The organism is Pseudomonas sp. PAMC 29040, assembly GCF_003994535.1.
GTDB classification, from domain to species: Bacteria; Pseudomonadota; Gammaproteobacteria; order Pseudomonadales; family Pseudomonadaceae; genus Aquipseudomonas; species Aquipseudomonas paraversuta.
This window is the reverse complement of sequence record NZ_RZAA01000013.1, coordinates 1-12,377: the sequence shown is the minus strand read 5'-3', so window position 1 is coordinate 12,377 and position 12,377 is coordinate 1. Positions and strand designations below refer to the sequence as shown.

Genomic DNA, 12,377 nt, shown 5'->3' with positions numbered 1-12,377 from the left:
ATCGCCGTTCTATAGTCGTTTTTGGAACTAGCAGCCAGAGACGAGGCGTACGGATTGCGCTAAAGGAATGTCTGCACCGACTTGTGAGGCAGAGGGCAGAGCGTTTGAATCGAATGGACTTGCCCGGTCGACAGCTGTGATAGGGCCAGAGGCAGGTGTCGTATTTGCTTTACCTGGTGCGATAGCGCAGGCGGGTGCCGAGCTTAACTGACATCAGAATCTCATCTGCCGTCAGTTCTACCGGAAAGTACGCCCCCGAAATTTGTGCGTGCGCCAGGCTGGCCCCTTCAATACAGGCGTTACGCAAATCCAGGCCGCGCAGGTCGGCTGAACGGAAGTAGCCATCGGTAAAATCCACGGCATCGGCATTCAGCTCGCGTAAATCCAGTCCGCGAAAGTCTCCGCCGCGCATGTCGACAGGACCGGCAGGTCGCTGCTGGTTGAAGCCGTCGATGTCATCTTCGTGGAGCAGCGCATAGAGCGCCGAACTCAGCAATGTAGGGCGGCTCATCAGGGTGCCTCCTGCAGGAATTGGGTGACACTATAGTGCCACTACTGGCGTGCCGTGAAACCTTTATGGATGCACGGCACGCCCGAGCAGTTACAGGCCTGGCAGGCGCTGACGGATGTCAGCAATCAGAGTGTCGAGGCTTTTGCTGTTGTGGGTTTCAACCCGCTTGCTGCGCAGAATTTCATCAGCGCTCAATGCCTCGCGGCTGGCTTGTTGTGCCTTGACCACTTCCAGGGTCGCGTCGGAGGGGTCGGTACCAATGCTTTTACGATGTGCCAGCCAGCCTTCGATCACTGCGTCCGGCGCGGTGCAATCGAGGATCAGGCATGGCACGCCGGTGGCCTCTGCCACTTTGGCGGCGGCATCGCGCTGCTCGCGCTTGAGATAGGTGGCGTCAATGACCACGGGGAAACCTGCCCGCAGCACGGTCCCGGCCAGTTCGTGGAGCTTGTTGTAGGTCGCAACGCTGGCGTCTGCGTTGTAAATACCGTCGCCTACCGCATTTTCGGCGGTTTGCTGGCCGAACAGTTGCTTGCGCACAACGTCAGAACGTAAACGAATAGCCCCCAGGGACTCGACCAGACGCATGGCCACAGAGCTTTTGCCTACAGCGGATACGCCGTGGGTAATAGTCAGGAAGCGAGAAGGAATCGTGCTGTAGCTTTCCGCCAGGTTGGCGTACTTGCGATATTGCTGCAGCGTGGCTTTGCGTTGAACCGGGCTGGCTTCGGCAGGCATGCTGAACAGGCTGACTTTGGCACGAACCAGTGCGCGGTAGGCTTTGTAGAAGTTCAGCAGCTCAAGCCCCTGGTAGTCGCCGGTCAATTCCAGATACTGGCTGACAAAACGTCGAGCCAGGGACTTCAGGCCACGGTCCTCAAGGTCCATCGCCAAAAAAGCGGTATCGGCATACACATCGGTAAAGCGGAAGGGCTCATTGAATTCAATGCAGTCGAAGATCACGACCTTGCCATCAATGATGGTGGCGTTGCCCAGGTGAATATCACCGTGGCATTCACGGATAAAGCCTTCGGTCTTGCGCTGTTCGAAGAGCGGTTTCAGGCGGGTGAAGCTTGCCTCTGCCCAGGCTTGTAGCGCGTCCAGCTGCAGCAAGTCAGCTTTGTCTGAAAGGAATGGGCGAATCTGCTCGAAATTCTGGCGAACCGGATCCATCACTGCTTCTGGCGTGCCCTGGTAGTGTTCCTGGGGAACCAGAGGCGCCTGGCTGTGGAAGCGGGCGATCTGTTGGGCCATTTCGTCGATATGGGCAGCAGTCAGTTCGCTATTGGCTTGCAATGTGCTGAGCAACTGGCTTTGCGGGAACTGGCGCATTTTCAGCACGTATTCCAGCGCCGGACCTTCGCCTCCCAGGACGGGGGCTTCAGGGGTACCGGTAATCGGCAGTACGTCGAGGTACAGGCCTTCAGTCAGGCGCTGGTTAAGACGCAGCTCTTCATTACAGAAGTGCTCGCGGGCGCTGAGCTCGGTGAAATCAAGAAAGCCGAAATTGACCGGTTTTTTCATCTTGTAGGCATAAGGTCCGGTGAGGATGACCCAGGAGATGTGCGTCTCGATAACCTGAAATCCATCGACTTCATGCGGGTAGAGGTCCGGGTTCTTCAGGGCGGCAATCAGGTTCTGGCTCACGGTTGATCCTTCAAGGTTTAGAAAATTAATGGTCGCCATTATGGCTGCTGACAGCGGTAGTGCAAACCGCCGGGCTGCGCATGTTGAACATGAACAAAGTGCGTATAATCTCGCGCCATGACTCGTACCCGATCTCCTCGTTCCCGTAAAAAACGTCCTTCTGGCGGCCTGCGCCCTTGGCTGGGCTGGGCTCTCAAGCTCAGTCTGGTTGGCCTGGTGGTGCTGGCAGGTTTTGCCATGTACCTCGATGCTGTCGTGCAGGAGAAGTTCTCCGGCAAGCGCTGGACCATTCCGGCCAAGGTTTATGCCCGCCCGCTGGAGCTGTTCGTCGGCCAGAAGCTGAGCAAGACCGACTTCCTCACAGAGCTCGATGCACTGGGCTATCGCCGCGAAAGCGCGGTCAGTGGCCCCGGTATTGCTGCGGTTAACGGCAATACGGTTGATCTCAACACGCGCGGGTTCCAGTTTTATGAAGGAACCGAGCAAGCCCAGCAGGTTCGGGTGCGGTTCTCTGGCGACTACGTTGCCGGGCTTTCGGCGACCAACGGTTCCAAGTTGCCTGTGGTGCGCCTTGAACCATTGCTGATTGGCGGCCTTTATCCGAAGAATCTTGAAGATCGTATCCTGATCAATATTGATCAAGTGCCACCGTTCCTGCTCGATACACTGGTAACCGTGGAAGATCGGGACTTCTATCATCACTTTGGTGTGTCGCCGAAATCGATCGCCCGTGCGATGTGGGTGAACACGTCATCCGGTCAAATGCGTCAGGGCGGAAGTACCCTGACTCAACAGCTGGTCAAAAACTTCTACCTGACCAACGAGCGCAGCCTGAGTCGTAAACTGACCGAAGCCATGATGGCGCTGCTGCTGGAGTTGCACTACGACAAGCGTGAGATTCTGGAAGCGTATCTGAACGAAGTATTCGTCGGTCAGGACGGACAGCGCGCAGTGCACGGCTTTGGTCTGGCCAGTCAGTTCTTCTTCAGCCAGCCGCTGGCCGAGCTCAAGTTGCATCAAGTGGCCTTGTTGGTGGGGATGGTCAAAGGGCCTTCAGCCTATAACCCGCGTCGTTACCCTGAGCGTGCGCTGGAGCGGCGCAATCTGGTGCTCGACCTGCTGGAACAGCAGGGCGTGGCGACAGCTGAACAGGTGGCTGCAGCCAAGAAAATGCCACTGGGCGTGACCAAACGCGGCAGCCTTGCAGACAGTTCATTCCCGGGCTTCCTGGATTTGGTCAAGCGTCAGCTGCGCGAGGATTATCGCGACGAAGACTTGACCGAAGAGGGGCTGCGCATTTTCACCAGCTTCGACCCGATCCTGCAAATGAAGTCGGAAGCTGCCGTCGGTGAGACCTTCAAACGCCTTACCGGGCGTAAAGGCTCGGATGAAGTCGAAGCGGCGATGGTGGTGACCAATCCGGAAACCGGCGAAGTTCAGGCACTTATTGGCAGTCGCGTACCTGGCTACGCGGGCTTTAACCGCGCGCTGGATGCTGTGCGTCCCATTGGCTCGCTAATCAAGCCGGCGGTATACCTCACTGCCCTTGAGCGGCCTAGCCAGTACACCCTGACCAGTTGGCTGTCGGATGATCCGCTGTCGATCAAGGGGGCGGATGGGCAGGTATGGAAGCCGCAGAACTATGACCGTCGCTCTCACGGGACGGTTTTTCTGTATCAATCGATGATGAACTCCTACAACCTGGGCACAGTCCGGTTGGGTCAGGAAGTTGGCGTGCCTAATGTGCTCAAGACCCTGGCGCGACTTGGCGTCGAACGCGAGTTTCCGGCTTTCCCGTCCATGTTGCTGGGAGCTGGCGCGCTGAGTCCGATGGAAGTGGCGACGATGTATCAGACGCTGGCCAACGGCGGCTTCAATACGCCTATGCGCGGGATCCGCAGTGTCCTGACGGCAGAAGGTGAGCCGCTCAAACGCTATCCGTTTCAGATCCAGCAGCGCTTCGATCCGGGTTCGATCTACCTGATCCAGAATGCAATGCAACATGTCATGCGCGAAGGTACGGGGCGCTCGGTTTATAACGTGCTGCCTCGAAGCCTGGCGCTGGCGGGCAAGACCGGTACCAGTAACGATTCCCGTGACAGCTGGTTTGCAGGCTTTAGCCAGGATTTGCTGGCAGTGGTCTGGCTGGGGCGCGATGACAATGGCAAGACGCCGTTCACCGGAGCCACTGGCGCCTTGCAGGTATGGACCAGCTTTATGAATAAAGCCGATCCGTTGCCGCTGGACATGCCGCAGCCCGATAACATTGTTCAGGCCTGGATCGATCCGCATACGGGGCAGGGCTCTGATGCCAGCTGCCCGGGCGCGGTGCAGATGCCGTATATTCGCGGCAGTGAGCCACCTGCGGGGGCCAGTTGTGGCGCCCAGGCGCCTGCGACGGGCGATGCCGTGATGGATTGGGTCAAAGGCTGGTTGAATTAAGCAAAGAGGGTTTGACGTGAATAAGTGGTGGATTCCGGCTGTTTCAGCCCTGGCTTTGCTCAATGGTTGCGCCAGCGTGCCACAGGGTTCGATCCCTGTGGTCGACTCCGGTGTGCCGGTATCGAACAGCGAGCGTGTTTCGTCCCAGCGTACGGCGAATAATTATCCACAGGCTACTGCGCAACGGGCTGCGCAACCGCGGACGATTACCGAGGATTCGGGCGTGGTGGTAATGATCCCGGGTGGCGGGGCTAGCGTCTCGACACCGATCAGCAGCCAGCCCTTTACTCCGGGGCCTATTACCCCGGGCCCGGCTGCCGCGCCCATCAGTACTGGCAGCTATACGCCAAACACTGCGTACAGTGCCCCGGCACCGATCATCCCGAGCGGCGTTCCTTCCGGTATTCCGTCCAGCAGTGGCGCACTGGCTGCCGATGAGCAGCTGGATGGCCCGGTATTGGCGCTGCTGACCACTGCTCAGCAGCAGCAGGCCAGTGGTGACCTCAATGGCGCTTCGTCGAGTCTGGAGCGGGCGCAACGTGTGGCGCCGCGTGAACCGCAGGTGCTTTATCGTCTGGCCCAGGTCCGTATGGCCCAGGGCGATGCCGCTCAGGCAGAGCAGTTTGCCCGTCGCGGTCTGACCTTTGCCAATGGACGTCCGGACTTGCAGGCAAGCCTGTGGGGCTTGATTGCCCAGGCCCGTGAGAAGCAGGGCGACGCGGCTGGCGCGGCACTGGCCCGTCAAAAAGCCAAGGTGAGTCTCTGATGGATCCACGTTTCGCGTCGATTGCCGACCAGTTGCTGATTATTGAACGTGAATTGCGCTTGCAGGGCTGGTGGGATGAAGTGTCCCCCGGCTCCGAAGCCTTGAGCAGCGTTGAGCCATTTTCCGTTGATACCCTGGACTTTCATCAGTGGTTGCAGTGGATTTTCCTGACAAGGATGAAACAAATCCTGGAGCAGGATCTGCCACTGCCAAAGGTGTCGGGGATTCTGGAGATGGCCGAGATGGTTTATGCCGACAGGCCGCAAGAGAGTCTGGGTCTGCGCTCAGCGCTGAAAAAGTTCGACCAACTGATTGTCAGCGCTGGTTAATTGCCTGACTGCCGACTTTTTCGGCAGTCTTGCGCATATTTCTACCACTTTGCGCCATTCAGGCGAGTTTTATCCCTCCTCAAGCCAGATTCTTCTACGTTCTCATGCGCTTTGATGGAAAAAAGCGCAATTACTGCTTGACTTGGGGGGGCTGAAACAGAAGAATCGAAAGTCCGCTGTAGAGGGACTGCCAGAAGCAGGCTCTCTCAGCAGATCATGAGGCGCACACCCGCGCCGACTTGTTACACCCGCAACGCGTTACCTCGCGCTGGGTGGGAAAACCCCGCAACATTTGGGGCGCTCCCAATACTTGCTCAGTCAGTGCTGACGTAGTCGGCGACCACCGTCGCTCATGCTCTGCTGAAAAGTAAACCTATTAAGACCCGTTCGCATTTTTGTGGACGGTATTCTGGCGTTTTAGAGGTGAACAACGTGGAGCTTTTATCTGGCGGTGAGATGCTCGTCCGCTTTTTGCGCGACGAAGGTGTCAAATATATCTACGGGTACCCGGGCGGTGCTCTCCTTCACGTATACGACGCGCTGTTCAAAGAGCCGGACGTTACCCACATCCTGGTTCGCCACGAACAGGCGGCAACCCATATGGCTGACGGCTATGCCCGTGCTACCGGTAAAGCCGGTGTAGTACTGGTGACTTCCGGGCCGGGTGCGACCAACGCCATTACCGGTATTGCAACCGCCTACATGGACTCCATCCCGATGGTGATCATTTCCGGTCAGGTGCCCAGCACCATGGTCGGAACCGATGCCTTCCAGGAAACCGACATGATCGGTATCTCCCGGCCCATCGTGAAGCACAGCTTTATGATCAAGCATGCTTCGGAAATCCCGGAGGTCATGAAAAAGGCGTTCTACCTCGCACAATCCGGCCGTCCTGGCCCGGTCGTGGTCGATATCCCTAAAGATATGACCAATCCGGCTGAAAAGTTTGAATACGTTTTCCCGAAAAAAGCCAAATTGCGTTCTTACAGCCCGGCAGTGCGCGGGCACTCGGGGCAAATCCGCAAGGCAGCCGAGATGCTTCTGGCGGCCAAGCGTCCGATTCTGTACGCAGGCGGCGGCGTTATCCTGGGCGGCGGTTCGGCACCTTTGACCGAACTGGCCAAAATGCTCAATGTGCCGGTGACCAACACGCTGATGGGCTTGGGTGCATACCCTGGCACTGATCGTCAGTTCGTCGGCATGCTCGGCATGCATGGCAGCTACACGGCCAACATGGCGATGCATAACGCTGACGTGATTCTGGCAGTGGGTGCGCGCTTTGACGACCGTGTCATCAACGGCCCTTCCAAGTTCTGCCCGAACGCCAAGATCATCCATGTGGATATCGATCCGGCATCCATCTCCAAGACCATCAAGGCAGACGTGCCGATTGTAGGTCCGGTGGAGAGCGTGATGAGCGAAATGGTCGCGATCCTCAAGGACATTGGCGAGAAACCGGATGCTGAAGCGGTTAACAGCTGGTGGAAACAGATCGACGAGTGGCGCGGTGATAAAGGTTTGTTCCCTTATGACAAGGGCGACGGCAGCAAGATCAAGCCACAAGCTGTGATCGAAATGCTCTGCGAAGTCACCAAGGGCGACGCTTATGTAACGTCCGATGTGGGTCAGCACCAGATGTTCGCTGCTCAGTATTACCGCTTCAACAAGCCTAATCGCTGGATCAACTCCGGCGGCCTGGGCACGATGGGGTTCGGCTTCCCGGCAGCCATGGGTGTGAAACTGAGTTTTCCTGACGCTGACGTTGCTTGCGTGACAGGCGAGGGCAGTATTCAGATGAACATTCAGGAATTGTCGACTTGCCTGCAGTATGACCTGCCAGTAAAAATCATCAGCCTGAACAATGGCGTTCTTGGCATGGTTCGTCAGTGGCAGGACATGAACTACGGCAGTCGCCACTCGCACTCCTATATGGAATCGCTGCCTGACTTCGTCAAGCTGGCTGAAGCGTATGGGCATGTGGGGATCCGCATCACTGATCTGAAAGATCTGAAGCCGAAGATGGAAGAAGCCTTCGCCATGAAAGATCGCCTGGTGTTCCTGGATATCCAGGTCGATACCAGTGAGCACGTTTACCCGATGCAGATCAAAGACGGCTCCATGCGCGACATGTGGCTGAGCAAGACGGAGCGTACTTAATCATGCGGCACATTATTTCCCTGCTTCTTGAAAACGAACCCGGTGCCCTGTCTCGCGTTGTCGGTCTGTTCTCGCAACGTAACTACAACATCGAAAGCCTGACCGTGGCGCCGACTGAAGACCCGACCTTGTCGCGTCTGACGCTGACCACTGTCGGTCACGATGAAGTCATCGAACAAATCACCAAGAACCTGAACAAGCTGATCGAAGTGGTCAAGCTGGTCGATCTGTCGGAGAGCGCTCACATCGAGCGTGAGTTGATGCTGGTCAAGATCAAGGCTACCGGTGCACAGCGCGCAGAGATTAAACGTACTACGGATATTTTCCGTGGCCAGATCGTTGATGTCAGCGCCAGTGTGTATACCGTGCAATTGACCGGTACAAGTGACAAGCTCGACAGCTTCATTCAGTCGATTGGTACCGCGTCGATCCTGGAAACGGTTCGTAGTGGCGTCACGGGCATCGCTCGCGGCGACAAAGTACTCAGCATCTAATAACTAACAATTAGTAAATGGCCTGAATGGCCTGGATATAAGGGAAAATCATGAAAGTTTATTACGACAAAGACTGCGACCTTTCGATCATCCAGGGCAAGAAAGTAGCCATTATCGGTTACGGCTCCCAGGGTCACGCCCAGGCGTGCAACCTGAAAGACTCCGGCGTAGACGTTACTGTTGGTCTGCGTAAAGGTTCGGCCACTGTGGCCAAGGCCGAAGCTCATGGCCTGAAAGTTACTGACGTTGCCAGCGCTGTTGCTGCTGCCGACCTGGTCATGATCCTGACCCCGGACGAGTTCCAGTCGGCGCTGTACAAGGACGAAATCGAGCCGAACATCAAGAAGGGCGCAACACTGGCCTTCTCCCACGGCTTCGCGATCCACTACAACCAGGTTGTTCCGCGTGCTGACCTTGACGTGATCATGATTGCGCCAAAAGCACCGGGCCATACTGTGCGCTCCGAGTTCGTCAAGGGCGGCGGTATTCCCGACCTGATCGCGATCTACCAGGACGCATCCGGCAACGCCAAAAACGTTGCACTGTCTTACGCCGCGGGCGTGGGTGGCGGTCGTACCGGCATCATCGAAACGACCTTCAAGGACGAGACTGAAACCGACCTGTTCGGTGAGCAGGCGGTTCTGTGTGGCGGTACTGTCGAGCTGGTCAAGGCCGGCTTTGAAACCCTGGTTGAAGCGGGCTATGCCCCGGAAATGGCTTACTTCGAGTGCTTGCACGAGTTGAAGTTGATCGTTGACCTCATGTACGAAGGCGGTATCGCCAACATGAACTACTCGATCTCCAACAACGCCGAGTACGGCGAGTACGTCACTGGCCCGGAAATCATCAACGCTGAATCCCGTCAGGCAATGCGCAACGCTCTGAAGCGCATTCAGGATGGTGAATATGCCAAGATGTTCATCAGCGAGGGTGCTACTGGCTACCCGTCGATGACCGCCAAGCGTCGTAACAACGCTGCCCATGGTATCGAAGTCATCGGTGGCCAATTGCGCTCGATGATGCCTTGGATCGGCGCGAACAAAATCGTCGACAAAGACAAGAACTAAGCAAAAAACCTATAGAGAAAACGCGGCCTAGGCCGCGTTTTTTCGTTTAAGCGGCGGCTTCTGGTATAAAGCAGGATAGTTTGCGGGTCGGTCTCGGTCTGCAAGCCTCTACTGAAACTTTCCATATCGTTGCAAGGTAATGTCCATGAGCGAACGTCCCGAAGAGCCAAAACAGGCTTCTGACGCCGATAGCCTGCTGCCTATCGATGAGCATGTCGAAGAAGGGCATGACGCTGAAGGTCGCAAAGTCCGGCATCGTGGTATCTATCTGCTGCCGAACCTGTTCACTACGGCGAACCTTTTCGCCGGCTTTTATTCCATCATCAACTCCATGAGCGCTCAAAGCGCAATGAGTGCAGGTGATGCTGCTGGTGCCAGCAAGTATTTTGCTTTTGCCGCTATCGCGATTTTTGTAGCGATGGTGCTGGATGGTCTTGATGGCCGTGTGGCCCGTATGACGAATACCGAAAGTGCGTTTGGGGCCGAATACGACTCCTTGTCCGACATGGTTGCCTTTGGTGTTGCTCCTGCCTTGCTGGCTTTTGGTTGGGCGCTGGGGGATATGGGCAAGGTCGGCTGGATGGTCGCCTTCATCTATGTAGCTGGTGCCGCGTTGCGTCTGGCGCGTTTCAACACGCAGGTTGGAACGGCTGACAAGCGTTACTTCATTGGTCTGGCAAGTCCGGCTGCGGCGGGTGTGGTCGCGGGTATTGTCTGGGCGTTCAGCGATTACGGAATCCAGGGTTCGAAAATGTCGTTCCTGGTGGCCTTGCTGGTAGCTGCCGCGGGCATGCTGATGGTCAGTAACATCAAGTACAACAGCTTTAAAGAGCTGGATTTGAAAGGGCGCGTTCCTTTTGTTGCGATCCTGGCTGTAGTCCTGGTATTCGCTGTTGTGTTCAGCGATCCGCCGCGCATCTTGTTGCTGGCTTTCCTGGCCTATGCGGCCTCGGGGCCGATCCAGTATTTGTTGCGTCTGCGCCGTAACAAAGCAGCAGAGTGATGTAATTTCTCCCGAACTCCGTAGTCTATTGGTGCATCAGTCCTCCAATACTACGGAGTTGTCATGCTCATCAAGCTGCCTAAAGCGTCCGACTGCAAAGAGTCGGACGTTACGCCTGAACCCTTCTATTTGTCCCGTCGTGCACTACTGGGTAGCTCCCTTGCCGGATTGGCTGTGGGTGCAATTCCGCGCTGGGCGAATGCAGATGATGCAGGCCGCTATGCCGGTGTAGAACCGGGCAAGGCGCCGGGCTGGTTTGCCGAGAAGCTGCCGCAGACCAAGTGGCAGGCAATCACGGTCAAGGACGAGGCGATCACGCCATTCAAGGATGCAACCCACTACAACAACTTTTACGAGTTCGGCACTGACAAGGGAGATCCTGCTCAGAACGCGGGCGCTTTGAAAACAGAGCCCTGGACGGTGGTGGTGGATGGCGAGGTGGGCAAGCCTGGGCGATACGCCCTTGAAGATTTTATGAAGCCTTATCAGTTGGAGGAGCGGATTTACCGATTACGCTGCGTTGAAGCGTGGTCAATGGTGATCCCGTGGATCGGTTTTCCAATCTCTGCATTGCTCAAGCAAGTGGAGCCGACCTCCAAAGCCAAATACATACGTTTTGAAACCTTGCAGGATCCAAAGGTCATGCCGGGGCAGCGCTCGGGATTTGCGTTGATTGACTGGCCCTATGTTGAAGGCTTGCGGCTGGATGAGGCGATGAATCCGTTGGCGATACTGGCGGTGGGCATGTATGGGCGCGAGTTGCCCAATCAAAATGGCGCACCGCTGCGTTTGGTGGTGCCCTGGAAGTATGGCTTCAAAAGCGTTAAGTCGATTGTGCGGATCAGTCTGGTCGAAGAGCAGCCAAAGACCACATGGCAAAGCATTGCTGCTGATGAATACGGTTTCTATGCCAATGTGAATCCGCAAGTCGATCATCCGCGCTGGACTCAGGCGCGTGAGCGGCGTTTGCCGAGCAGCCTGTTTAGTCCGAATGTGCGTGATACCCGGATGTTCAACGGGTATGCCGATGAAGTTGCTTCTTTATATACCGGTCTCGACCTCAGGAAGAACTACTGATGCGACTAGGTCTGTGGCGTGTAAGTGTCTTTATTGCTGCTGCTGTCTGGCCCCTGTTTTGGCTGTATGAAGCCTGGAGTTTGGCTTTGGGGCCTGATCCGGGGAAGGTGCTGGTCGATCGGCTTGGATTGGGGACGCTGATTCTGCTGTTGGTGACGCTATGCATGACGCCGATGCAGAAGCTCACTGGCTGGGCAGGCTGGATTGCAGTGCGCCGTCAATTGGGTTTGTGGTGTTTTGCGTATGTAGTCTTGCACCTGTGTGCCTATTTGACCTTCGTGTTGGGGTTCGACTGGTCGCAGCTGGGCGTGGAATTGCGCAAGCGGCCTTACATTATTGTCGGGAGTCTGGGGTTTCTGTGTTTGCTGGTATTGGCGGTGACTTCAAATCGCTACAGCCAGAGGCGTTTGGGTGTGCGCTGGAAGAAGCTCCATCGTCTGGTCTATGTGGTTTTGGGGCTTGGTTTGCTGCATATGCTCTGGATTGTGCGGGCTGACCTCAAGGAATGGTCGATCTATGCCTCTATAGGTATATGTCTGATGCTGCTGCGCATACCTGCAGTGATGCGTCGAATTCCTCGTCTATATAAGAAGAAACCGGTATCGGTGGCCTGAATCTGAATTAGTCCTTGACTCAGAATTCCAACGGCCTATAATTCGCCCACTTCCGGCGCAGTCGAAACGGAAAACTCCTTGAGTTTCAATGAGTTGGATGGTTCTTCGGCAGTGTCAGCTTCAAGTCATCGAAGCAGGAAATGAGGTGTTGACAGCAGCGTGTAACGCTGTAGAATTCGCCTCCCGCTAACGAGAGATCGAAAGCGCAAGTGGTTGATGTTACAAAGGAAACTTTGAAAACATCTGAAAATAACCACTTGACAGCAACAG

11 protein-coding genes are annotated in these 12,377 nt (G+C 56.2%); 9 read left to right on the top strand and 2 right to left on the bottom strand.

Annotated features, from left to right (window positions below):
- Window positions 1-169 precede the first annotated feature (169 nt).
- A complete protein-coding gene (locus tag WG29040_RS20740) occupies window positions 170-511 on the bottom strand; it encodes a pentapeptide repeat-containing protein (RefSeq protein WP_003439697.1) in 342 nt (113 codons plus the stop codon).
- A 90-nt stretch (window positions 512-601) separates the two neighbouring features.
- Window positions 602-2,158 carry a bifunctional aminoglycoside phosphotransferase/ATP-binding protein gene (locus WG29040_RS20735; protein ID WP_010656974.1) on the bottom strand — a complete coding sequence of 519 codons (1,557 nt, stop codon included), beginning with the start codon at window positions 2,156-2,158 and terminating at the stop codon, window positions 602-604.
- Window positions 2,159-2,275: 117 nt separating this feature from the next.
- On the opposite strand from WG29040_RS20735, the gene mrcB reads away from it, so the two are divergent.
- From mrcB to msrQ, 9 genes are all read left to right on the top strand, one after another.
- Window positions 2,276-4,600: a penicillin-binding protein 1B gene (gene mrcB / locus WG29040_RS20730; protein WP_003439701.1), complete on the top strand. Its 2,325-nt coding sequence runs from the start codon at window positions 2,276-2,278 to the stop codon at window positions 4,598-4,600.
- 16 nt (window positions 4,601-4,616) lie between these two features.
- A complete protein-coding gene (locus WG29040_RS20725) occupies window positions 4,617-5,366 on the top strand; it encodes a M48 family metallopeptidase (protein ID WP_003439704.1) in 750 nt (249 codons plus the stop codon).
- Window positions 5,366-5,695, top strand: coding sequence for a YqcC family protein (locus WG29040_RS20720; RefSeq protein WP_127196811.1), 330 nt, complete (start codon window positions 5,366-5,368; stop codon window positions 5,693-5,695). The genes WG29040_RS20725 and WG29040_RS20720 overlap by 1 nt, the downstream gene beginning before the upstream one ends.
- 432 nt (window positions 5,696-6,127) lie before the next feature.
- Window positions 6,128-7,852 (top strand): acetolactate synthase 3 large subunit, encoded by a 1,725-nt coding sequence (locus tag WG29040_RS20715; RefSeq protein WP_010656977.1) that lies wholly within the window; start codon window positions 6,128-6,130, stop codon window positions 7,850-7,852.
- 2 nt (window positions 7,853-7,854) lie between these two features.
- Window positions 7,855-8,346: an acetolactate synthase small subunit gene (ilvN, locus tag WG29040_RS20710; protein WP_003439709.1), complete on the top strand. Its 492-nt coding sequence runs from the start codon at window positions 7,855-7,857 to the stop codon at window positions 8,344-8,346.
- Window positions 8,347-8,396: 50 nt separating this feature from the next.
- Window positions 8,397-9,413, top strand: a complete 1,017-nt coding sequence (gene ilvC / locus WG29040_RS20705) for a ketol-acid reductoisomerase (RefSeq protein WP_003439711.1) — start codon at window positions 8,397-8,399, stop codon at window positions 9,411-9,413.
- Between the two features lie 145 nt (window positions 9,414-9,558).
- Entirely contained in the window at window positions 9,559-10,416 is an 858-nt protein-coding gene (gene pssA, locus WG29040_RS20700; protein WP_003439714.1) for a CDP-diacylglycerol--serine O-phosphatidyltransferase, read from the top strand.
- A gap of 63 nt (window positions 10,417-10,479) precedes the next feature.
- Window positions 10,480-11,493 carry a protein-methionine-sulfoxide reductase catalytic subunit MsrP gene (gene msrP / locus WG29040_RS20695; protein ID WP_127196810.1) on the top strand — a complete coding sequence of 338 codons (1,014 nt, stop codon included), beginning with the start codon at window positions 10,480-10,482 and terminating at the stop codon, window positions 11,491-11,493.
- On the top strand, window positions 11,493-12,107 hold the full coding sequence (gene msrQ / locus WG29040_RS20690) for a protein-methionine-sulfoxide reductase heme-binding subunit MsrQ (RefSeq protein ID WP_127196809.1): 615 nt from the start codon (window positions 11,493-11,495) through the stop codon (window positions 12,105-12,107). The genes msrP and msrQ overlap by 1 nt, the downstream gene beginning before the upstream one ends.
- The last annotated feature ends 270 nt before the right edge of the window (window positions 12,108-12,377 follow it).